The sequence below is a fragment of the Photobacterium sp. DNB22_13_2 genome, assembly GCF_052873915.1.
In genome coordinates, this window is sequence record NZ_JBNNXU010000008.1 from 1 (window position 1) to 23,241 (window position 23,241).

The window sequence follows — 23,241 nt, forward strand, 5'->3', positions numbered from 1 at the left end:
AGGGTCATCTGGTGATACAGATGGTTCACTCTTGTCGTGGTGAACAACGCTTCATACGACTTCAGGTCGCACGGACAGAAATGGGTTAAAGCATTCACTCTAACCCACTACACAACACGAAGTACTTTCCTACTTTAGGGCTTCAAGGTAAATAATGCTGGTTTGTTTAGTCTTATCATTTATTACAACGTCTTCTTTTTCTCTCAGTTCCAAATAGATAGCGATGCATTGCTCAAGTGCTGAAATCAAAGATGTTTTCTCTGGCATGGCGACAGTCTTTACTAGTTTTTTAGCAAACTCTGGTAGACGTTTCTCAATTGTACGCACCCCCGATGGCGTTAAGCCTGCTTGCTGTAATGCTAACGGAGAGAGTGCTGTCATACGTAGGAAAGAGATAAACTCTAGGGTTTCAAAGTATTCGCCACGAGCGATCTTGGTTGCTGCATAGTGCACCCAAATCCAGAATCGGTCTTCGATCCATTGAGCATCAGGCTGTGGGTAGTATGGTTGCTGAGTCGCAAATACATCACTTAAGCAATCACCCCGCTGCCAAAGTACCTGAGTATCATCAACTCGTACAGCAGCGTCAGGCAAAGAAACAAACTTGAAGTCTACATGTACAGGTTCACTCCCCTCAAATAAAGAAACAATCAGTCTTGGTTCTCCAACATGTTCACCAGTAAAAGCCGCAAGTAAACCCTCAAACTGATTTAAAATCTCAAAACGCTGCTCCATAACCTGTGAGTGATACTCAGGCTCAATAGCAATAACAAAATCCAAATCACTATATTGATCCATAGAATCTGTGGCATAAGAACCGCTACAGCCAATACCACAAATACGCGGGTCTTTAGCTAGCACCGCTACAATGTGCTCAAGTACAGTTTGATGAGAAGTAGGAAGGGATTTTGGAAACTTCATGGTTTTACCTATAAATTTGGTTGACTAGTTGCAACTGCTGGTGCGGTAAAATTTGCGCAGCATTGTAGAATCTCCAAAATCTCTGCAAAAAGCAATAGGAAATTTGATAACCCATAAAGGGGCATAAATGAGCCAGCTTGGGACTTCCCAACCAGATGTTGGACATAAAACATTAGTAATTCTTATAGAACAATAGAATACGAATCATTAGAAATATAAAAAATTGTGGCGTATTACCGAAAGCTAATGTTTCTTTATCGGCTGAAGCGCGTCTAGTTTGTTGGTTGCTATTTAGTCCTCTCACGCACAGAGACGCCTAAACCATTTTCGCCGCTTAATGTGACCATCAAAATTGATGGTGAAGTTTTGGCTGAAGGACAGGTTCCGAAAACAGCGCCAGCGATGTTCTCGTTCCATGATAGCACGGACTTAAGTTCTGCGGTTTCCGAAGCCTATTTCCATGATGCACCATTCGAATTTGAAGGGGGTATCGAGAAGGTTAATGCTAAGTACATTAGCCACTAATAGCTGAAAAACGCTGCCCATCCAACGAAAATGCGATGGAAGAGTTTTGATGAACACCTACCCCCAAAGAAAAGGCAAAGGAAACTCAGGTAATCGCGACTCGATTTTTCTTTGCAACGTTATTCCACTCGCGATAACGGCTAGGCCACAGTTTTTAACCTAAGTTGCCCCTATACTAGGTTGTAAGCCAACAAATGAGGGAATGCCGATGCTAAATGAAAACCATGCGTTTATTTTAGATTTTCCAGAACTCAAATTAGATATTGTTCAGCTCAACCACGATGATCCTGTGTTCAAAGCCGACCTCCAACGTTACCATGAACTTGATTATGACATTCGTCAGTTGGAAATCTCAGGTAGCCCGATTGATGACACCAGTATGCATGACTTAAAGCAACAGCGTATGGTTTTAAAAGACGTGCTCTATAAACAACTCACCCAACACCATGAGCAGGCTAATAACTAATATTAATTGAATCAGCTTGATTAAAGCCTCGTGATATAGCCGAGAACCTTTAAGTTACTTGGGGATATAGCGAGGCACCTCATGGCCATTCCAATCAGTAGTTATAAATGCTTTATCAGCATAGTTTGATTTGTTATTTAAATTAATGATAAACAAATAATAAATAAATATTTTGTCAATGATGTTGATCTGAAGTCTTCTTCGTTTGTTATGCTACTGTACACCTATTTTCAACAGACCTTAAACGACCAAGGAGGGGATATGTTAGGAAAACATCAGGAAGTTTATGGTGCGTTCTATCGTTCGACCCACGACAATGAGCACCTAGATACTAAAACAGAGTTACTAGTAGGTCTCGCGGCGGCAATGGCAATGAATTGTCTACCTTGCACCAACTATTATCTCAAGCAAGCCAAAAAGGCAGGGATCACTCAAGGGGAGATCTCAGATGTGACAGCCAAGGTCATGGCGGTATCGGCTGGGCAAAAAAAGCTGCAGATGCAGGAGGTGTTAGAGCGATACGAGATCGACTTGAGTACTTTTTCGAAGTAGACGTACTTGTAATACCGAGCAACAGGCGAATTAATAATTTGCCTGTTGCTCAATTTACTCATCATCCGTCCAGACATTCTTGAAGTCAGGCCATGAACAATCGGTCATCGAGACACCTTGTAAAACCCCTTGCCACCGCAGTGTTTGTCGGTGATGAAACAGGGGCGCTAACCAATTTTCGTATTGCATAGTTGTGGCTATTCACTCTTTGAAGTAAGGCGCAATTAGCTAGATTCCAATACAACAAAGCCTCACCATTTGGTGAGGCTTTGTTTTGATAGTTGATAGTTGATAGTTGATAGTTGAGAGTTGAGAGTTACTTATTCAAATCTAAGTCTACCCATACCATGCGGTGGTCAGAAGAAACGCCTTTGCTATTGCCTAACTCTTCATCAAAAACAAGGTTATAACCATCTTCGTTACCAGCTGGCCAGAACACACCAGAGTCTTTGATATCGAGTGTTGCGGACGGGATTACGTAATCAAGGCGCAGTCCACTTGTGCTAGTAATATTCTCAACATGAGGGGTATCTGGGTTGCGGGTACAGATACCTTCATTTAGACAGTACTCGCCACCATTGCTAGCAGGAGCATAGCTACCCAACGTGCCTTCAACATTCACCATGGAGTGGCTAATAAGGTTGGCGATCGTCTCACGATCACCATCGCCCATTTGATGATCAGCGTTCAAATCTCCTGCAACAACAAAGTTGCTGCCAGCTGTTAGGCCGCCATATACACCTTTGTCATCGTACATGTAGTTTTTGGAGTCGATGTAATCGTTCCAGAATTGTAATTCGGCACGGTTACGCTCGGTGTTGTGCTTCGCTGGATTGTCAAAAATCGGTGGTGCAGGGTGCGAAACTAAAAAGTGCACAACCTCTTTATCGCCATTGGCTTTAGGAATGATGACTGGAATATCGGCATGGTTTTTAGAAGACAGTGGGAATTGTGCCCATGCCTCATCACTGTACCAGGCATCACCGCAATTTTTACCTTCAGGTAGTTCAACATTGCAGTTTACAATCTCAAGGTTTTTCTCACCCGGCATGTCTTTCCATTTGAAGTGTTGGAAAGTACGCACGTTAGCTTCGTCGATTTCAAATTGGGAGAACACAGCAAACGCATATTGACCATGGTAGAAACCAAAGCCCCAAGCATCATCACCGGTACCAGAAGCTGAGCCATCAAGGTTCAAGTCATAGTCACTTGGTAGGCCAGTGTTAGTCGCGATGTTTTTCTTGTAGTTAAAAGCAATTGTCTTCTGGCCATTCTGAGAATGTGCCAAGTAATTGTCATGAAAGCCGTTTAGTGCATCCATGTTTTCGCCTTCACCGTCATTGTTGTACTCGGCTAGGACAAAGGCATTAGGGCGAACACGTTGGATGATCTCAGCAACGTTTCGAATTTGAATAACTTTTTCTGCAGTCTCACCTTCTTCTTCTGTTAAAGAGGCATCATCAGAGGTGTAACGCTTAATCAACTCTGATTGCTCCTCTCGAGTTAGTGACATCTCTGCCACCAAGTCTTCATAAGAAGCACGATCAAAAGAAAGGTTAAAAGTAGCAAAGCGGGCTTCAGTGTAAGTGCTAACAGAGTCGCTGCTGTTACAGCCAGAAAGTGCGGCAAGGGCAATAGCTGCCGCAATAAAAGTCTTCTTCATAGTCATTGTATTTATTGTCGTTCAGAGCCAAATGAGTGACAGAGGTTAAAGAAACTTTTTGCTCGTATCTGTTGATTCTCAAATTTTTGTGAAGCAAATCAAGTAAATTTTATGAGTTTGGTTGAAATACAATCAAGCCAATAAAAAAGTAACCGATTGCTTGGTTGAATTGCGAGCGTAAAACCGTTTGCCTACGGATTCTCGTTGTTTGTGACGTAAATTTGTCGCAATGCCATTTTTTTGACTTGAAATCAGAAACGGTACGTCGTACTATTTGTGTGTGGAAGGTGTGTTTCATTTGCGTGTTTACAGTGTCGACTCTAAACGCATGGTCGTGAGTGTAAAATGGACAATATGAGAGTAGAGAAAAGAATAATGAAAGTATGGCGACTAATTAAAAGTGCGATGCGTATTCCATTTGCCAAAACCTAACATGAAACAGACATAAAATTTACTTTCTCCTGAAAAATACAATCAGGATTCTGGCATATTAATTATCGAACTATTCCAAATATAAACTTGTTGGTTATCTGTATGTGTGATTATTGTAGTGGACGCCTGGTTCAAGTGCGTCGTAGTTGGATTCAAAAGTTAAAGTTTAAATCAATATGGAAATGTGTTGACTGTGGCAAAGAGAAAAGACTATGAAGGATAAGCAGTTAGTACGAGTCCTTGTAAAGAATAGGTCAATAAACTTGCTTAATAAAACAAGAAGTAAGCATATGGATAGAAAATCAACTAAGTGAATTTACTTCTCAATGATTAGTTTGTACAACAGAAATAATGAATTACATTAATACTTTAGGATTGGGATATTCAGACTCAATGGTATGTGTTGCCTCGGAACATTATTGTTCTTTTAAGACAAACCTCCTGCTGTCACATTTTTAGTTGTTCATAAGGTTTACAATTTGTTGACTTTCTCCTTAGAAGAAAGCCCGAAATAACAATGAAAATAATGTGAACGGAGGATGAGATGACGATAGGAAAATACCTACGTTGGAAGGATGAAAGCGGCAATGAGTTTAGACCCGTATCGCTAACAGGCACTGAATTGCTCAATGATCGTACTCTGAATAAAAGTACTGCATTCACCTATGAAGAAAGAGAAGCTTTTCAGTTAGATGGTTTGCTACCACCACGTGTCCAGACTTTTGAAGATCAATTGAATAGGGTATACGACGGCTTTAAAAATGCTTCAACCGATATTGAAAAATACCTCTTCTTGCGTGCCCTTCAAGATAGGAACGAAACCCTCTTTTATGCGCTGCTTTCTAAGCACGTAGAAGAAATGACACCAATTATTTATACCCCTACAGTCGGCAAGGCCTGCCAGGAGTTTAGCCACCGCTATCAAAAAGCCCGCGGCCTTTATATCACTGAAGACAATGTCGAAAACATGGATGAGCTTGCTCGTCATTTCACCGGCAAAGATATAAAAATAATCGTGGTAACAGACAGCCAAGGCATCTTGGGGCTCGGTGACCAAGGGGTAGGTGGTATGGGTATTCCCATTGGGAAACTGTCTTTATATACCTTGGGAGCTGGTATTCATCCTGCTCATTGTTTACCTATAACATTGGATATTGGGACAGATAACCAAGATTTACTTGATGACCCTATGTATTTAGGGGTTCCTCGCCGACGTCTGAGAGGCGAGGAATATAAAGCCTTCATTAAGAAGTTTGTGCATCAGGTTAAGCGTAATTTCCCCAAAGCGGTTCTTCAATGGGAAGACTTCAGTAAATCTAATGCCTTCGACAACCTTTCTGACTACGAGGAGTATTTACCATCGTTTAATGATGATATTCAGGGGACAGGGTCGGTTGTATTGGCCGGTATTCTGGGGGCGACCAAAATAAAGGATGAGACGTTAGCCGACCAGAGATATGTGGTTTATGGCGCGGGGGCTGGCGGTGTTGGCGTTGCTGACCAAATATTCGCAGGCCTGCTCAAGGAAGGTTGCTCTCATGCGGTGGCGCGAGAAAAGATCTTTATTTTGGACTCGCAAGGTTTGGTGTTTGACGACCGTGAAGGGTTGGATGAATACAAGAAACGCTACGCGAAACCGAGAAAGATGGCCCAAGGCTGGAGTGTCGCTGAGGCTGGCAAGGTATCATTAACTGAGTTAATTGATAACTATCCTGTAACGGTACTCTTGGGTACCAGTGGCATTGGTGGCGCTTTCAAAGAAGGCCATATCCAGAAGATGATGGAGTACACACAGCGGCCGATGATCTTCCCACTGTCTAATCCTACCGCGAACTGTGAGGCCTTGCCTGAAGATATATACCGTTGGAGTGATGGCCTAGCTATTGTGGCTACAGGTAGCCCATTTGGTGATGTGAATTACAATGGCCAAGATTTCCGCATCGGTCAGGGTAATAATGTCTTTATTTTCCCTGGGGTGGGGCTGGCCGCAATTGTGTCCCACACCGAAAAGGTGACGTTGGACATGTTCACTACGGCTTCTTATGCGTTGGCGGAAATGGTTGCGGATGATGATTTGGCCTTAGGCTGTGTTTATCCCCGCATCAGCAATTTGAAGCAGGTATCTTTGCATGTTGCTACCCGCATTCTGACTGATATGCAGGCGAAAGACCCTAAATGTGATTTAGCAGGCAAAGATATTATTCACGAGTTGGCTGAGCATACTTGGGAGCCTATCTACCTACCGTATCGTAGGGTATAAAATTACACGATGGATATAGCCCGGCGACTGCCGGGCTTTTTACATTTTATGCCAAAGATTTAGCATTTCGGGCCACTTTTCCAGAAGCCGATCTGTCTCTTAACTGCTTGCTCTGTATTAGGGGTAAGATATTGTTAAAGCTTGGTTAATCTTTATATTCCAAGTCCAGTGGCAGTCAAGGAGGTTCGTTATGCATATGTCGTGCTTTCTATCAAAATTAAAGCAGCTCATCGTATTCTCATTTGTCGCGGTATCAGGCATTGGTCTGTGGCTGATGATGATGTTTTTCATCTTCAAACTAGCCGTATAACAACGATAGCGTCTTGGTTAGACTTGTTGACGGTGTCGCTGGGCCCAAACGCCGATGACAATAAACAAGGCCGTGATAACCGTAATAAGCCAGTGGTTAGCCAGCTGGCTTAGCTGCGTCGACAATAATGGAGCAGTGCATACAATAAAAAAGCCGTAACCAAAGGCATTAATCAATATAAAAATCATCGTTCTGACTACAAAATTGGTGCCGACTAGCTGTTTTCGCATAAACCGATTGATATCAGCTGCAAACATTACCAGTAAGCAGGTGACCACTGCAGTGGCGATATCATCAATCCAAGGTCGGATCCAATTACCGACATCTGTAATCAGTGAAGCCATAAATTCCATAAGATTTAACCCCGAATACCGCACAACTCGCGAATACAGCGGTTGAGCGGTTTTACGTTATTGATCGTAAATAGAAAAGACGACCACTATTGCGTGAGGGTTAAATGAAAAAAAGTCATCTGCCGCAAAAAATGTGCGTAGTCTGTGGGCGCCCGTTTAATTGGCGCAAAAAATGGCGGCTATGTTGGGATAATGTTCGTTATTGTTCAGAGCGTTGTCGGCGACACAAACTCATCAAGTAAAGGTATACTATCCTCTGAACCCTTTTTTATTTTAGTTTTATGATAGAAATTTCTAATTCAGTCCAATTGGGTGATTGGGAAGTTGAGTTGACACCAATACGTGCCCAAGGGGCTGGTGGACAAAACGTCAACAAAGTCTCATCAGCCATTCATCTTCGCTTTGATATATCGCGCTCGTCATTGCCTGCTTTCTATAAAGAACGCTTGTTGGCACTGTCCGATAGCCGGATCTCGAAAGACGGGGTCATTATTATCAAAGCCCAGCAATATCGCACTCAAGAGCTGAATCGGGAAGATGCGTTGAACAGATTGGTTGCTATGATCAAATCGGCGGTCGTACAACAGAAGGCACGTCGTGCAACGAAGCCGACTCGCAACTCGCAGAAAAGGCGAGTAGATAAAAAAACGCAGCGTGGTCAGACAAAAGTGATGAGAGGCAAGGTGAAGTTTTGACTTGTATTGCAAAATCAAGGTTTAACACTAATGTTGTAATTTAATTAGCGTTACATTTGAAAGCCTAAACTGTTCTAGGGAGATAAGGATGTCTGATAATAAAACCCAAAAGTTGTTGCAGCTATTTTACCGCGAATCGGAACGAGTCAGGTTACTGGATCTGGACAGATTACCGACGCCCGATAGCTCGGAGCAAGATGAGCTGCAAACATGGTTAGCAGGCAAGCGCGATTTTTCTCTGACAGAGTTAACCCAACAGCATTGGCTCAAAACCTGCTCAGCAGGGTATATCACTGAGCTATTACTCCACCCGAATGGTAGCCTGGAAGAATTTACATTGTTTAGAAGGCAGAAAACCCGTGGTGAGTGGCAGTTGGTTAACGGCATGCTAGAGCTGACTATCTATAAGGACGAAAATCGCTACACTTGTACTGTGGTCGCCAGTCAAGGAAGCAGTATTCACTCAGCCATTGAATATAAAAATGGCCAGCTACATTCCTACCTGAAATTGGCCCAAACACGCCCTTAATGGGGTTCGTGTGTATCGATGGCTGGCACGACCAGCCTCATGCGAGTCAATTATTATGCAATTTTAATGGAAAATTATCAGCGAACCTGTTATCTGTGGGTATGTATATTTTCACTATAAAGGCGAGTTTGAGCAAAAATGACAGGGAAGAAGAAGTTGAATACAGTCGCGATTGTTGGTGGTACCCATGGCAATGAATTCAGTGGTATTTACTTATTGCGTAAATGGCGTGACGCACCACAGATAATTGAGCGTGAAAGCTTTTCTGTAGAAACCGTTTTTGCGAACCCAAAAGCGTTTGAAGAGAACAAACGTTACCTTGATTGTGACATGAACCGCCAGTTTGCCATTGAAGAGCTTAACAACCTTGAGCTAGCCAATTATGAACAAAGCCGTGCGAAGGTTATTAACGCACAGCTAGGGCCAAAGGGCGCGGCAAAAACCGACTTTATTATCGATCTGCATAATACGACCAGCAATATGGGACCATCTCTTATCTTGCTTCAGACCGATGTTTTTAACCGACAGTTGGGGGCGTACGTCATTGCAAAGATGCCAAGTGCTGTTGTGGTGTTGGAAGACCATGTCCCGGTTCATGAGCATGGTTTCTTGAGCTCTATTACTGAACAGGGAGTGATCGTTGAAATTGGCCCTCAACCACAGTCCGTCATTCGCCAAGATGTCCTAGACTGGATGGAAGAAATGACTGGTCATATTTTGGATTTTGTCGATTTGCATAATCGTGATGCCTTACCGGAACTCCCGGCTAGCTATGAAGCATACCGATACCATGAAACGTTGAAATTGCCTGAGAATGAGAATGGTGAGCGCATTGGAATGGTCCACCGAAATGTGCAAGATTCTGACTTTAAAGTACTTCGTCATGGTGACCCGATTTTTACTTTGTTTAACGGCCAAGAGATTTGCTGGGAAGGGGATTACGAGGCGTACCCGCATTTTATCAATGAAGCGGCTTACTACGATAACAACCTAGCGATGTCGTTGGCAAAACGCGTTGTTGTTGAAGTTAAATAAGAATCATTTTAAGCAGTAGTCAGACCTCGGCTACTGCGTTGTAATTTTCTTACAAAAAAGATATGAAATAACTTGATAATATTTGGTGGTTAAGTAGCTTATCAGTTCTATCTATTATTGAAATTAATCAATGCATTCTGATTTTTAACCTTAACTAATTAAAAAATAATGAAAATCACAGATGAGCAATATGTTTATGCGCTAGGGCTTAAGAATATAACCAGTCCATTCCCTTGTGCCGTTTATGATGAAGATGGTCACTATACTGCGGTTAACAAGCCTTACGAAGACATTTTGGGGTTGAAGAGTGAACAGGCTATTGGGGTGAAAAATTCAGAAATTCAAAGTAATTTTAGTGATTTTTCCAAGGTTATTGACATCCAAAACAAGCATGTCTTAGAGAGTAAAGAGTATCTTTTTTCAATAAACATAATAAAGATCGGCTCAACTTGTAAGGCATACTACGTATCTAAACGCCCGATAATCAATGCATCTGGTAAAGCTGTTGGTATTGATGTCAGTATGTATAATACTGGTTTTATATTTACTTTATACTCTGCCTTTAATGATCCTAATGTTTATTATAATCAAGGTTCTAATATTGACTTTAATGCGTCTAGACTGTGTGAAAGTTTCACACCGCTGCAGGAAACATATGCCTATTTCATTATGTGTGGTTTCTCTAATGAATTTATCAGTACCATTCTTAGTAAGTCCATTAAGACGGTAGAGAATAACATGGCTAGGCTCTTTGATAAGGCACAGCTTCGTTATAGTATGGATATAAACAGTAGAAGAACACTCCGTGATTATTTACTGCAAAACAGGATTACTAACCTATCCCCGGCTGGGATAATGAATAGTACTATTAAAACCCTGACCACAGTACCAAGCTATTGCCCCGACGACAAAATCTGTCTGTCTCACTTACCTCCAATGTTTAATGACTTTGGTAGGGATATCTGAGTGCTAAGCTAACCCTTGGCACTTTCTAGTTACTAAGGTACCCGTTACCGTATTGTCGCTGTCAGCCCTAAATTCGTTCTAATGGATATCTCATTTAGAGCAAAGTCGTAATTTTTTGTCACTAATGACAAAAAATTGACTTGTCTAATGCCATTGGTATGGCATACCATATGCCTGCTCAAGGATGACACAAGATTTAGGGTTTAGCTTTATATATTTAATAACAAATAGTTAGGTGTTAAAGTGTGTCAGCGTTGTAATATCCAAATGGTAAAGATGCACCGTAATTGGTGGCAAAAAATGAAGTACAAATCACTATGGAAATGCCCAGAGTGTGGTAACTCGATGTCAATCTCTTAATCATCACCTAGATTTGGCCATAAAGTATGAAAACAGAAAAGCCGTAGCAATTGCTACGGCTTTTCTGTATAGGCAGAGATTTATTGGTTAGTCTATGTCTGCGATTGTAGTGTCAGTTACAAGTACCGGGGTTCAAGCTTGAGCCTGTGGTTGTTGCTTGGCGCGAAATTTCATTATTGCTATTCCAGCGAGGGACAGAACAATTGCCGCTGCAAGGAAAGGTAATAACTCCATGATTTGCCCGCTACGGGTAAAGGTGATCATTAACATGATCAACCACCCGCTGATCATTGGGATCAGGGTGCGGCGTACAATATCAAATGGTGATAGACCTGAAATACCGGCAACGGCAATGATCACGCCTGCAATTGGTGAGATTGTTCGACCAAAGCCTGCTGATAGCTGAATTGGAAGGATCATGTCTGCCACATTGGTCCCGATTTTCTCCGCGATTTGTGGCACCATTGGTGCGAATGAGAAGAAAGCGGCATTCCCCGAGCCCATCAGTGCTGAAATCGTAAAGGTGAGAATGGCCATAAACAGTACAATCACGCTTGCTGCAAAACCAGCGCCACTGGCTAGGTTTAGCAATGCGTCGATAGCACCGATAGATTTGAGGCCCATGGCAAAGGTTTGGCCAGCAATGATAAGTGTCACGACAGTGGCGAATACCTTTCCCATGTCATTAAACACACCTTGTAGCTTCTCAAATACAGTTCGAGCTTGACGGTGACGCAAGTACTCACAACTCAAGCTGATAAATATACTGAGCAAGATGGCAGTGGCCATACCTACGTTGATGGTACCTACACCCATTTGACTGAAGGTTATCATAAAGAACAGAGGAAGCATTGGTAGAAGTATGTAATAAAGTGGGGCGTTTGGATTGTTATCTTCAACTTGGCGGTCTACTTTTGAAATGGTCGTTTCAACGCCCAGTTTTTTATCAAAATACCGCTGAGTAAGGGCATGAATAGCGGCAACAGCGACAACCAGAATGCTGATTACTGGAAGTTGATCGTTGATGAAGTATTCAGTGATATCTAATCCGGCTGTTTGTGCCGCTAAAATCGAGTTTCCAGAGCCAGGCCCAAATTCAATTGCGCAGGTACTGGCTAGAACTGCGGCAACAGCTGCCTTGCTACAACCCAGGCGAATTAGTACAGGATATAAGGTGGCCATTAGTAGTAGACCGAGTCCGGTGGCACTAGAGATAAATAGTGCGAGGCATTGACCCAAAATAAATGCCATCGCCAACATGAGATAAGGCGAGTTAAGCTTCATCAGTGGTTTAGATGTTACCCTCACCATGGCCTGACTGGCACCAATAGCCGACATCAACATGGCAAAGCCACCAATCAGCATGATTTTCAGACCTAAGCCGCCGGCGCGGTTGCTAAAAGTATTGCTGATGTATTCGAAAATATCGAAACCGATCCAGCCGGTGGATTTATCGACAAAACTAGCGTTGTTGGTAAAAATAGCCACGATCATCATGGCGATACCCGTTGTAAAAAGGACACCTTGCGGGTTGTAGTTTTTGAGGATAAATCGTCCAGCGATCACTAGTCCTATAAGGGCAATTAACAAACTCATTTTCGTATTCCTTACTCAAAGTTTCCTGTTACCTGCATCTCGCCGTGAAGCATCATGGTTTTTCCTTGGGCTATCACGCTGTCAAGACTAAAGTCATCGTTGAATATACATAGGTCGGCATCACAACCGATCTCTACTCGGCCTTTCTTAATACCCAAAGAATCAGCAACATTAGCGCTTACCATGGCAATAGAGATCTCGGGGGTAATGCCTGAGTCAATCAACTTAGGTAGTATCAATAAGTTGCTGTCAACATCGGCGGCGGCCATACCAACGAGCGTGCCGGTGTCATCAAATTTCGGTAAGCTCCCGTTACCGTCAGAGCTGATGGTGATGTGGTGGGCTTCAACGCCAGATTCCATGGCATATTTCACGGCTTGCTCTGGTGGGGTGAAGCGACTGCCACCGGAAGTGATGTCTACATAGCCCCCTTTGCGGGCAAATTCGATAGCTTGGTTAAATAGGTGCTCGGTACGCGCAACATGGGTTGGAGAAAAATGATGAATAGGCAGGCCCATGGAAAGCAGTTCATTGATTTGCGCGAACGGATTATCCAAACCGCCCATATGAATGTGCATTAATCCTCGCTTGCCCGACAGCATGCCAGCTATGCGGATATCCGATACGGTACGAGCTAATTCTTCGGTGGTTGGGAATGAGCATCGATGATCTGCAAGGGCAATTTTGACGCCGAGGATAGCGGGAATGAAGGCGATGTCATCACGAACCGAGCCTGTAATGGTTTTGGTCGGAACTTCATAGGAGCCGGTGTGCATGAAGGCGCTAATGCCTTCTTCCCGTAATGCGGCGGCCTTGGCATATAAGTCTCGCGGAGAGCGAGAGATACCATCGGTCCCTAGTACACCAACGGCGGTGGTGGTGCCTGCTTTAATCAGTTTACTTAGCGTTACTTGCGGTGTACGACTGGCAAAGCCAGCTTCGCCGCCACCTCCTGTAAGGTGGAGATGCTGGTCTATTAATCCAGGCGTAACAATTTTTCCCTTACAATCGATGACACTCACATCTTTAAGCGCATTAACTTGCATTGATGGGCTAATTGCCAGTACCTTGCCGTGAGAAATTAGAATATCCGTCCTGCCAATAGGTAACGGGGAATAAAGCTCAGTGTTTTTAAGTAGGGTAAACATAGGTTGCTCTTTCGTTATTAGTTTAAGTGATGCTTAGTCAAGCAAGCTGCTTTGGCAGAAGGTACTGTTGTCACCAGTCCTACTGCCACGCAAAGGAGATTAACCTTATTTTTAATGTGAGTATTTTTATTTCTATTGCTGTTTTCGAATGAAACTATTCATTGAGATCATAGCGTAAGAAATGGCAGGGAGAGTTTATGGATTTCAAATGGTTAGAAGACTTTATGAGCCTAAGGGAGCTAGGTAACTTCGGTGCTGCTGCTAAGGCGAGGCATGTTACTCAGTCGGCTTTTAGCCGCCGTATACAGGCGCTGGAGTTGTGGGTCGGCACACCCTTATTTGATCGCACTTCGTACCCTATTACCCTGACAGAGAATGGTGAAAAATTCGTTCCCTATGTTGAAAACTTACTTGATCAGATCAAGGTGACTAAAGAAGACTTTGCTCAGGTATCATTAAAGACAGATAACACCGTACGTATTGTTAGCTTGCATTCGTTTGCTGTTAATCTGTTGCCAACTTTGTTTCGACAGGGAAGTGCATATTTTCACGATTTGAATTTGGCTATTAACCCTTCAGTGCAGGGGATAGATAACCATTTTCAGGCATTATTAGATGGCTCGAGTGATATTTTGTTTGCATATAACACGCAGGGAATGCGTCCATCTTTTCTCATTGAAGACAAGGTGGAAAAGCTGCTAGTGTCACAAGAAGAAATCATTCCTGTTATTGCCCCTGCTCTGTTGGAACAGCACTCTGTAGGGCAAGACTATCCGTACTTAGCTTATTCAGAGCATACATTTTTATATAACGTTGTGGCGCCTCTAGTAGAGAAAAACCAGTGCCCCCTAAATCAGGTATTTGAAACTACGCTGACCGAGTCTTTAATTAAGATGGCGGTTAACGGGTATGGTGTTGCTTGGGCTCCGAGGCACGCGATTGAGTCTGAGTTATCTGAAGGGCAGCTAGTTAGGGCATTTTCTGAAATATCAGAATTGATGATCACCCTTGATATTGTCTGTTATCGCTCGAAAGACGCGACTAGAAAATCGATTACTCAGTTTTGGCATGGGTTAAGCCAGGTTGTGGCTTAACGAACGAATATACACAATAAGCTGTTAATATTTGAGAGGAATTCAAGCAAAGAAAAAGCCGTAGCAATTGCTACGGCTTTGTTGTTTTAGCAACGGCTTATAGGTTAGTTAGCGTAAGCCGAGTGGTAAATTTTCAACTCACTACGCATACCCAAGAGCAAGCTGATACACATTACCATTAAGATGATGGTAAATGGCAAGGCGGTCGAAATAGCGCCAGCTTGCAGTGCTTGGATTGCTTCTGTTCCACCAATCCAAAGCAGCATTGCCGCGATAGCACCTTCAACGGTAGCCCAGAAAATACGCTGAGGAACCGGGGCATCCATTTTACCGCCAGCTGTGATGCTGTCGATAACCAATGATGCTGAGTCAGATGACGTGATAAAGAAGACCATGATTAGGGCAATGGAGATCACTGACAGCGCAGTACTAAACGGTAGTGCGTCGAATGCATGGAACAGTGACAATGTGACATCGGTTAGACCATTTGTCCCAAGCTCACCCACTTTGCTCACTACTTGTTCAATAGCTAGACCACCGAAGGCTGACATCCAAATTAGAGTGATAGTGGTAGGGATGAAGATTACTGCAGTAATAAACTCACGCACAGTACGTCCCCTTGATACTCGGGCGATAAACATACCGACACATGGTGACCAAGAAATCCACCACGCCCAATAGAAGACGGTCCAGCCGTGCATCCAAGCTTCATCTTCGCGACCATGCGGATTACTCAGCGGAAGGATATTCTCGATGTAGCCAAGCAGTGCTGTCGGAAGGGTTTTCAAAAAGGTCGATAGGGTGAGTACGATAACGAAAATCAGCAAAGAGAAAGCAACGAGTATATTAATATTACTCAATACTTTAACGCCGCCATCAATGCCTCGGATAACCGAAAAAATAGCCAATGCAGTTACAAATGCGATAACCGCCAATTGAATACCTAGGCCATTTTCAATACCGAAGACGTGGCTAAGGCCACTTGCGGCTTGCTGCGCACCTAAACCTAACGAAGTAGCAAGGCCAAATAGTGTAGCCAATACGGCAAGCACATCAATGATATGACCAAACCAACCCCATGTTCTGTCACCTAGCAATGGGTAAAATACTGAACGGAATGAGAGTGGCAGACCTTTGTTGAAAGCAAAAAATGCCATAGATAATGCAACAACGGCGTAGATAGCCCAAGGGTGCAAGCCCCAGTGGAACATGGTTGCCCCAAGTGCAGCATATGCGGCTTCTTCTGAGTACGCTTCAACACCTAAAGGTGTTTCGTACCAACCGGTAAAGTAGGCTGTTGGCTCGGCGACACCCCAGAACATCAATCCGATCCCCATCCCGCCAGCGAACAACATCGCAATCCAAGAGAGGTTTGAATGATCAGGTTTTGCGTCATGGCCACCGATACGTATTTTACCGAACGGTGAAATGATGAGGCCAAGACAGAATATTAGGAAGAGGTTACCGGCCCACATGAACATGTTGTCGAAGCTACCGATGATTTTCCATTTCATGCCATCAAGAGTGGCTTTGGCGGTCTCAGGGTCGCTGACTAAAAGAGCAATGAGAAAGAAGATGATGAGGCCAGCGCTTGCGCCGAAGACAGGGTTGTGAACATCAAATCCCCATTTCTGAATGTTGTCCTGACCGACGGTATAGTCGGTATTATCAATACTGTACTTATCCTTAGTGACAGTCATTATTTCCTCAATTGTTTAGAGTGCAAAGTAAATTTTGTCGGCTATGCTAACAAAATCAATCAAGAAAACCAAATTATTGAGAGTTTTGTCACTTTTGATGCATAATTCTGACGCTAATGCGCGGGTTTTTGTTAAGAACTCAAAACAATATATCGACCTTGATTGGTAACGTTTTACCTAGCCAAGTTGCCTCGGTTGTGTGATCTGAAAGTGCATTATTGGTAACAGGGTGGATCAGCACTGAGAGCTTACTGCGGTTGATTTTCAGCCATTCGATAAAGTGATGATTACCATGGCCAAAATGTACTTCAAACATAGGCTTGCTGTGTGGCCCAACTTCACGATTAACCAGTGGAAAAATGGCTTCAATATCTTCGCGCTGAGCGATCTCTTGGTATAGGCGCTTCGCAGTGTTGATTTGGTGCTCATCAAAATAGATATGGGCGTGGTACATGGAGTGCTCCTTTATCTCAGCCATTAGTAATGAAATATCATTGTAAGCTGTGAGGAAAAAGAGACGAGTTGGTTTGTTTGAAGGACTTATTCGGTTTTATTGAAGGTGTGAGGCTCGTTGATAAACTGCCAGTAGCGGAAGAACTGGATGATCCACCGGGTCACCTGAAGGTGGTCTGTCGGCTGAACCAACGAATTTAATGCGCTTTGATATGTTGCTGTTGGATAAGTGTTCTTTCTGAGTTTCAATAAATCGAAAAGGTATTCAGGGGTAAATTCTGGATGTCCCTGGATACCGAGAAAATGATCGCCGACTAACAGGATGCTGTTTGGGCAAAAATTACTGCCAGCGAGGGTGATACATTCTGAGGGGGAGCGAAGGACCTGATCTTGATGACTTACCAGCAGGGATAAGGTTTCAGCTGGTTCGGTTATCCAAGGGCAGCGTTGTGCTGCTTTTAAATCAATGGTTATTTGTGTTGCGCCAATTCCCCAGCCTCGTTCTGAACATACCACTTCCCCGGCTAACGCTTGCGCGATCATTTGATGGCCAAAGCAAATACCGACCAGTGGGACTTGCTGAAAGTAGAGTTGGTGGATGAACCCTTGGAAAACATTTATCCATCGGCTTTGTTCATAAACACTGTATCGGCTACCACTGGTTAGATAACCGTCGCACTCACTCAAGGATTGTGGGTATTGACCGTCAATGACTCGATAAAATTGAAGTGTGATATTTGGGTCGACAGCGGCGAAAAGATTGGAAAACATGGTTGGATAGTTTCCATGCTTACCCTGTAACTCGGGCCTAACATCATCACACAGTAATACACCTAATTTCATATGGCATCCTATAGATCGAACGTGCCGTTGAGGGCATGGTAAAACACGTTTTCATATTGTTCTTGAGATAGGTGGATGGGGTTTCCACAGGCTGCGGGGTCCAGTACAGACTGTGCAGCAATGGCTTTTTTATCCTGAGTATTAACGTCTAGATCAGATAAGGTATGAGGGATATTAAGTTGCTTACGAAGTGCGAGTATCCATTCAAGAACACCGTCAAATCCCTCTTTTTCCAGCTCGAGATAATGGGAAAGCCTCAGCATCTTTTCATGAAGATAGTGCCGGTTTGCACACAGTACATAGGGCATTAAGACGGCGTTTAGCAGGCCATGGTGTAAGTTGTAGCGCGCCCCGAGGGTATGAGCCAAAGCGTGCATCGCTCCAAGCCCCTTCTGAAAGGCTGTTGCCCCCATGGTTGAGGCTATTAGCATCTGAGTTCTGGCTTGAAGGTTGTTACCATCGATATGTGCAATAGGAAGATAGAGTTTTATCAGCCGCATTCCCTCGATAGCAATCGCTTCAGCCATGGGATGATAGCTGGGGGAGCAGTAAGCCTCAAGATTGTGAGATAACGCATCCATTCCTGTGGCTGCTGTGAGGTGTGGAGGGAGTTCGATGGTTAGCCGCGGATCAAGTATCACTTGTACGGGAAGCATCTTCGGATGGAAAATAATGCGCTTGGACTGACTTTGAGTATCAGTAATGACCGATGCCCTGCCGACCTCTGAGCCCGTTCCTGCGGTGGTTGGCAATGCGATGACTGGGGCGATAAGGCTAGACTCGGCTTTGGTCCAGTTCTCGCCAACATCTTCAAACTGCCATAAGGATTGCTGTTGTTTAGCAACCAAAGCGATGGCTTTGCCGATGTCGATGGATGATCCCCCACCAATGGTGATAACGCCGTCATGATTTCCTTTTAAAAAACATTCTTTGCCATGCTCCACCTGCTCGCCTGTGGGATTGCCTGAATACTCACTAAAAATAGAGCTCTGTAAAGTAGCTGTTTGGCAAGATGAGAGAAGATCTCGGATAGCTTGAGTATCGGTTAGTGCGGGATCGACAACGAAGAGGGGACGTTGGATTGACCGTGTTTTACATATTGAGGCTAGCTGCGAACTGGCATGCTCGCCAACAAGAATTTCTGTAGGGTAGTGCCAATGCAGCTGAGTCATAGATTAGTCCGGTATGTTAGGTGATACGATTCATTCGGTCGGATGCTTAAGGTGAAATGACTTGGGACGAGTTAATGTTTCGAAACCGAGTATTGATAAAGCGTAGCCTTTTCCTGAGTGTTTGACTCCTGTCCAAGCTAGGGCGGGATCCAAATAATCGCAGCGGTTGGCGAAAAAGGTGCCGGTCTCGACTTGCTCGCCAATACTGATCGCCCGGCTTAAATCAGAGGTAAAAACACAGGCGGTTAAACCGTATTCACTGTCATTCATTAAATCGACAGCTTCTTGATCTGAATATACTCTTTGAATGGGCAATACAGGTCCAAACGTTTCTTCTGTCATGATTCTCATGTGATGATTCGCATCCGTCAACAGCTGTGGAGCGAGGTAAGGGGTGCCGGGTTTACTGTTTGGAAAACAGGCTTCTGATATATGTATTTGAGCGCCTTTTTGCTGGGCATCTGTAATTTGTTGGCGGACATGATCGGCCGCTGATACCGAAACTAAAGGACCCAACGTCGTGTCTTCATCGAGTGGAAAGCCCAATTGATATTGATTAACGAGTTGGACTGCCTTTTCGACAAACTCATCATGCACCCGATAATCAACATAAACTCGTTCAATGGCACAGCATGATTGCCCGGCATTATAGAGCGCACCGTCAACAATGGTGTCAACGGCGAGGTTTATATCTGCGTCATTGCAGACGTAGGCTGGATCGTTACCACCAAGCTCAAGGCCAAGTCCGTGAAAATGGCCGGCTGCTGCGATCTCGACGTTTGCCCCGCCAGTGACTGATCCTGTAAATACCACGTGCTGAATTTGCTCACTGCTAACAGTAGCTTCGGTTGCATCATGGCTTAAGAACAAATACTGGAATATGCCTTCAGGCAGTTGAGCTTCATCAAAAGCTTGTTGGAATCGTTGGGCACAAAGAGGTGTGTGGGAAGACGGCTTTAAAATCACACTATTACCTGCTAGCAGGGCCGGTATGATTGAGTTGATAGCGGTGAGGTAGGGATAGTTCCAAGGCGAGATCACCAATACTGTGCCCAATGGTTCTCTGGAGATATAACGAGTGAAGCCCATTTTTTCAGGAAGTTTGATGGTGGCAAGTGCTTGCTCACTATGCTTTATCATGTACCGAGCCCGCTCTTCGACACCTTTTAATTCACTACTGCTATGCCGTATTGGTCTACCCATCATCCAACTCAGTTCGCTGGCAATCATATCTCGGTGGCTAAGCAGCGCATCGATAGCCCGACTGCAGTAGTCTTGTCGTTGAGCTAAAGGCTCTTGCTTCCACATCTTTTGTGCGATGTTCGCTTTATCCAATGTTTGCTGGATATCTTCGGGAGCCGCCATTGTCACTGTCGCGACAACACTGCCATCGGCTGGAGAGATCGTGTTCTGGATAACTCCTTGCTGCCTATTGTTTTTGGCTGAATGGTTCAAGCGCCTTTCCTTGTGTTAAATAATCTCGAAGTAACGGCTGAGCTCCCAGTCAGTTACGTGCTTTCTAAACTCTCTATCCTCCCATTCTCGCGAAGCGGAAAAATGGTCGACAAATGCCTGGCCAAAGAGTGAAACTGCAGCTTCAGACTGCTTAAATTGCTGAGTGGCATCCCAAAGCGTTCGGGGTAAGGCGAGAGTGTCACTGTGAGTTTGTTGGTAAGCATTTCCTAAGACTGGATCCGATGGCTCCCAGCCCTGTTCAATACCAATCAAACCGGATCCCAACGCGGCAGCCAATGCTAAAAATGGGTTGGCATCTGCCGCTCCAATACGGTATTCGATGCGTTGTGATTTTTGAGAGCCGGTGATCACTCGTAGTGACGTAGTACGGTTTTCGATACCCCAAGTGGCATCAGTTGGGGCCCAAAATCCGGGGATCATTCGGCTGTAGCTGTTAACAGAAGGTGCGACCATACACAGTAGCTCAGGCATCAGACGTTGTTGACCGGCGAGAAAATGCCGTTGTAGGGTGCTCATTGAATGATCTTGATCACCATCGAAGAATACACTCTTGCCGTCTTGATCTTGCAGAGAGAGATGAATGTGGCCACTCTGACCAGGATAGTCATTACTCCATTTAGCCATAAAGGTGGCCATGAGATCATTCTTCTGGGCCAGCACTTTCATGTAGGTTTTAAACAGTGCCGCCTTGTCGGCCGCATGACAAGCGTGGTCGACGGCAATCGCGGCTTCAATTACCCCTGGACCGGTCTCAGAATGGATCCCTTCAATGGGAAAGTCCATGGTCTCGGCCATCGCAAGAATAGATTGATAGAGTTCGGAGTAGGTTGAGTTTCGTATCATCGAATAGCCAAACCAATCGGGTGTTATTGGCACTAGGTTGCGAAAACCTTTTTCGCGAACAGAGTGGGGAGTTTCACGAAAGAGGAAGAACTCATACTCGAAAGCAGCCTTGGGGAGAAGTCCCATGGATTTGGCTTTATCCAATACTCTTCGTAGTGTTGCCCTTGGGCATACCGACTCGGCTTCTCCGGCAAACTCAGCCATAAACAACAGCATGCCATCTTCACCCAGTACATCGCGGCAACTTGAAGGGATAATTCGTACTGGCGCGTCGGGATAGCCTGTGTGCCAGCCTGTGTATTGGGTATTGTCATAGAGCTGATCTTTAACGTCCCATCCCAAGACAACGTCACAAAAGGCAAAACCAGTATCGAGGGAAGAAAAGAATTTCTCCTTAGACATGTACTTGCCGCGCATCACGCCATCGTTGTCGAACAGCCCAACCTTGACGTGGCTGAGTTTACGCTCCTCGATGATCTGCTTGGCATCGTTAACCGTTTTGACCTCTCTTGGCACCATAAGCGGGTATCCCTTCTGTTGGCTGAGCGGTGTTAAATTGAATAGGCAATTATGACTGTAACTAGGATTTTTTTATTATTGATATAAACCTAGGAAGAGGTCGGACATTCGTCAACTTTATCAATAGGGTGAAAAAGTCTTAGGTATACCCAAGTAACCTCAAGGTGTTTGATTCAGCGAGAATTACTTGAATGATAGGCAAGGCAGCGAATTTGATGATCTAGTGGCTCTAAATCAATAATCGCTAACACCGCCTAGTATTCAAGTAAACTCGCCCTTTGAGAGTTCATCAAGGCGCCCATTTCTGTGTCAAATAACCTCGAAATAGACTGCTATTCCATTCAGTTATTTTCCTTGAACTGAACACCTTGATGAAGCTCTGAATTTTACAACTTGAGGTCACTTGGGTATGAGACATTGGTACTGAGCCAGTAACTGTGTTCCAATATCAGCAAAATATATTAATGATAAGTAAAGAAAAGGAAGTTATTGATGTCACTTGTTATTCCGATGGTGATATTCATGCAGCAGCGAATGGCCGAAGCGGGTAATGCCGATGATGCGAAAGCCATGCAAGCGTATATGAAAACCGAACAGGATTTTTATGGTGTAAAGGCACCAGAGCGAAAAGAGATTTTTAAGCAAGCCCGAGAGCATACTCAGATCACTTCTTTCATTGAGTACAAGCGATTGGTGCTTTGGCTATGGTCGGGTGAAAATCGCGAAGAGCAATATCTCGCGATGGATGCTGCTGAGTATTACAAGTCGTTTCGTACCCTAGAGGCATTTTCCGTTTACGAAGAAATGCTTACAGAAGCAAGCCATTGGGATACGGTCGACAAAATCGCCTCGAACCTTATCGGCCCGTTGGTGCAAGAGCACCGCGAACTTGAGGATGTCGTCCGCAGTTGGCGTCAGTCAGACAGTATGTGGCTACGTCGTGCCTCACTGCTTATTCACCTCAAACACAAGAAAGAGACAAACCTCTCGTTGCTTGAAGAAACAATTCTGATGCTAGCCGGTGAGCAAGAGTTTTTTATTCGAAAAGCGATTGGTTGGGTGCTGAGAGAATACGCTAAGACGGATGCAGAATACGTGAAGTCCTTCGTTCAACGCTACCAAGAACAATTGTCTCCTTTGAGCCAGCAAGAGGCGTTGAAGAATCTATAAACACTCAAGTCGCTATCAAATTGATAGTCATAAATTCTTTTTACTGAGCAGTGTGCAGTTGTTAATATAGCGCTGAACCGTAATTAACATAATTACATTATACCCAAGTACCTTGAAGTCACTTGGGTATATATCTGGGCCGCTAGGCCCCAATAACATA

The 23,241-nt window shown here is 44.2% G+C and carries 22 protein-coding genes; 11 read left to right on the top strand and 11 right to left on the bottom strand.

Annotated elements, in window-relative coordinates:
- Positions 1-129 precede the first annotated feature (129 nt).
- A complete protein-coding gene (locus ACVA58_RS13590; protein WP_446510985.1) occupies positions 130-921 on the bottom strand; it encodes an oxalate:formate antiporter in 792 nt (263 codons plus the stop codon).
- Between the two features lie 339 nt (positions 922-1,260).
- On the opposite strand from ACVA58_RS13590, the gene ACVA58_RS13595 reads away from it, so the two are divergent.
- The 3 genes from ACVA58_RS13595 (at position 1,261) to ACVA58_RS13605 (ending at position 2,464) form a co-directional block, all read left to right on the top strand.
- Positions 1,261-1,446, top strand: a complete 186-nt coding sequence (locus ACVA58_RS13595) for a hypothetical protein (RefSeq protein ID WP_446510986.1) — start codon at positions 1,261-1,263, stop codon at positions 1,444-1,446.
- A 208-nt stretch (positions 1,447-1,654) separates the two neighbouring features.
- Positions 1,655-1,912: a YdcH family protein gene (locus tag ACVA58_RS13600; protein ID WP_446510987.1), complete on the top strand. Its 258-nt coding sequence runs from the start codon at positions 1,655-1,657 to the stop codon at positions 1,910-1,912.
- Positions 1,913-2,173: 261 nt separating this feature from the next.
- Positions 2,174-2,464, top strand: coding sequence for a carboxymuconolactone decarboxylase family protein (locus ACVA58_RS13605; protein WP_446510988.1), 291 nt, complete (start codon positions 2,174-2,176; stop codon positions 2,462-2,464).
- 316 nt (positions 2,465-2,780) lie between these two features.
- Here the strand turns inward: ACVA58_RS13605 and ACVA58_RS13610 are convergent, their stop codons facing one another.
- Positions 2,781-4,127 (bottom strand): endonuclease/exonuclease/phosphatase family protein, encoded by a 1,347-nt coding sequence (locus ACVA58_RS13610; protein ID WP_446510989.1) that lies wholly within the window; start codon positions 4,125-4,127, stop codon positions 2,781-2,783.
- A 976-nt stretch (positions 4,128-5,103) separates the two neighbouring features.
- On the opposite strand from ACVA58_RS13610, the gene ACVA58_RS13615 reads away from it, so the two are divergent.
- On the top strand, positions 5,104-6,819 hold the full coding sequence (locus ACVA58_RS13615; protein ID WP_446510990.1) for an NAD-dependent malic enzyme: 1,716 nt from the start codon (positions 5,104-5,106) through the stop codon (positions 6,817-6,819).
- 327 nt (positions 6,820-7,146) lie between these two features.
- On the opposite strand, the gene ACVA58_RS13620 is transcribed toward ACVA58_RS13615, so the two are convergent.
- Entirely contained in the window at positions 7,147-7,473 is a 327-nt protein-coding gene (locus ACVA58_RS13620) for a DUF3392 domain-containing protein (protein ID WP_446510991.1), read from the bottom strand.
- A 113-nt stretch (positions 7,474-7,586) separates the two neighbouring features.
- Here ACVA58_RS13620 and ACVA58_RS13625 point away from each other — a divergent pair, with 113 nt between their 5' ends.
- From ACVA58_RS13625 to ACVA58_RS13645, 5 genes are all read left to right on the top strand, one after another.
- Entirely contained in the window at positions 7,587-7,724 is a 138-nt protein-coding gene (locus ACVA58_RS13625) for a DUF2256 domain-containing protein (RefSeq protein ID WP_446510992.1), read from the top strand.
- 39 nt (positions 7,725-7,763) lie between these two features.
- Positions 7,764-8,177, top strand: a complete 414-nt coding sequence (arfB, locus tag ACVA58_RS13630) for an alternative ribosome rescue aminoacyl-tRNA hydrolase ArfB (RefSeq protein WP_446510993.1) — start codon at positions 7,764-7,766, stop codon at positions 8,175-8,177.
- An 88-nt stretch (positions 8,178-8,265) separates the two neighbouring features.
- Positions 8,266-8,706, top strand: coding sequence for a hypothetical protein (locus ACVA58_RS13635; RefSeq protein WP_446510994.1), 441 nt, complete (start codon positions 8,266-8,268; stop codon positions 8,704-8,706).
- Between the two features lie 138 nt (positions 8,707-8,844).
- Positions 8,845-9,741: an aspartoacylase gene (locus ACVA58_RS13640; protein WP_446510995.1), complete on the top strand. Its 897-nt coding sequence runs from the start codon at positions 8,845-8,847 to the stop codon at positions 9,739-9,741.
- Between the two features lie 168 nt (positions 9,742-9,909).
- Positions 9,910-10,707 carry a PAS domain-containing protein gene (locus tag ACVA58_RS13645; protein WP_446510996.1) on the top strand — a complete coding sequence of 266 codons (798 nt, stop codon included), beginning with the start codon at positions 9,910-9,912 and terminating at the stop codon, positions 10,705-10,707.
- A gap of 492 nt (positions 10,708-11,199) precedes the next feature.
- Here the strand turns inward: ACVA58_RS13645 and dcuC are convergent, their stop codons facing one another.
- Together dcuC and iadA are read right to left on the bottom strand one after the other, a co-directional pair.
- Positions 11,200-12,663: a C4-dicarboxylate transporter DcuC gene (gene dcuC / locus ACVA58_RS13650; protein WP_446510997.1), complete on the bottom strand. Its 1,464-nt coding sequence runs from the start codon at positions 12,661-12,663 to the stop codon at positions 11,200-11,202.
- 11 nt (positions 12,664-12,674) lie between these two features.
- Positions 12,675-13,811 (bottom strand): beta-aspartyl-peptidase, encoded by a 1,137-nt coding sequence (gene iadA / locus ACVA58_RS13655; protein ID WP_446510998.1) that lies wholly within the window; start codon positions 13,809-13,811, stop codon positions 12,675-12,677.
- Between the two features lie 197 nt (positions 13,812-14,008).
- On the opposite strand from iadA, the gene ACVA58_RS13660 reads away from it, so the two are divergent.
- Positions 14,009-14,905, top strand: a complete 897-nt coding sequence (locus ACVA58_RS13660) for a LysR family transcriptional regulator (RefSeq protein ID WP_446510999.1) — start codon at positions 14,009-14,011, stop codon at positions 14,903-14,905.
- Between the two features lie 104 nt (positions 14,906-15,009).
- Here ACVA58_RS13660 and ACVA58_RS13665 read toward each other — a convergent pair whose 3' ends face one another.
- The 6 genes from ACVA58_RS13665 to ACVA58_RS13690 form a co-directional block, all read right to left on the bottom strand.
- On the bottom strand, positions 15,010-16,605 hold the full coding sequence (locus ACVA58_RS13665; RefSeq protein WP_446511000.1) for a BCCT family transporter: 1,596 nt from the start codon (positions 16,603-16,605) through the stop codon (positions 15,010-15,012).
- Positions 16,606-16,744: 139 nt separating this feature from the next.
- Positions 16,745-17,059, bottom strand: a complete 315-nt coding sequence (locus ACVA58_RS13670; RefSeq protein WP_446511001.1) for a DOPA 4,5-dioxygenase family protein — start codon at positions 17,057-17,059, stop codon at positions 16,745-16,747.
- 86 nt (positions 17,060-17,145) lie between these two features.
- A complete protein-coding gene (locus ACVA58_RS13675; RefSeq protein WP_446511002.1) occupies positions 17,146-17,901 on the bottom strand; it encodes a glutamine amidotransferase-related protein in 756 nt (251 codons plus the stop codon).
- 8 nt (positions 17,902-17,909) lie between these two features.
- Positions 17,910-19,073, bottom strand: a complete 1,164-nt coding sequence (locus ACVA58_RS13680; RefSeq protein ID WP_446511003.1) for an iron-containing alcohol dehydrogenase — start codon at positions 19,071-19,073, stop codon at positions 17,910-17,912.
- A 30-nt stretch (positions 19,074-19,103) separates the two neighbouring features.
- Positions 19,104-20,528, bottom strand: coding sequence for an aldehyde dehydrogenase family protein (locus ACVA58_RS13685; RefSeq protein WP_446511004.1), 1,425 nt, complete (start codon positions 20,526-20,528; stop codon positions 19,104-19,106).
- 15 nt (positions 20,529-20,543) lie between these two features.
- Positions 20,544-21,911 (bottom strand): glutamine synthetase family protein, encoded by a 1,368-nt coding sequence (locus ACVA58_RS13690; RefSeq protein WP_446511005.1) that lies wholly within the window; start codon positions 21,909-21,911, stop codon positions 20,544-20,546.
- Positions 21,912-22,403: 492 nt separating this feature from the next.
- On the opposite strand from ACVA58_RS13690, the gene ACVA58_RS13695 reads away from it, so the two are divergent.
- The gene (locus tag ACVA58_RS13695; RefSeq protein WP_446511006.1) at positions 22,404-23,081 is read left to right on the top strand and encodes a DNA alkylation repair protein; all 678 of its coding nucleotides are present in this window, start codon (positions 22,404-22,406) and stop codon (positions 23,079-23,081) included.
- Positions 23,082-23,241 lie beyond the last annotated feature (160 nt).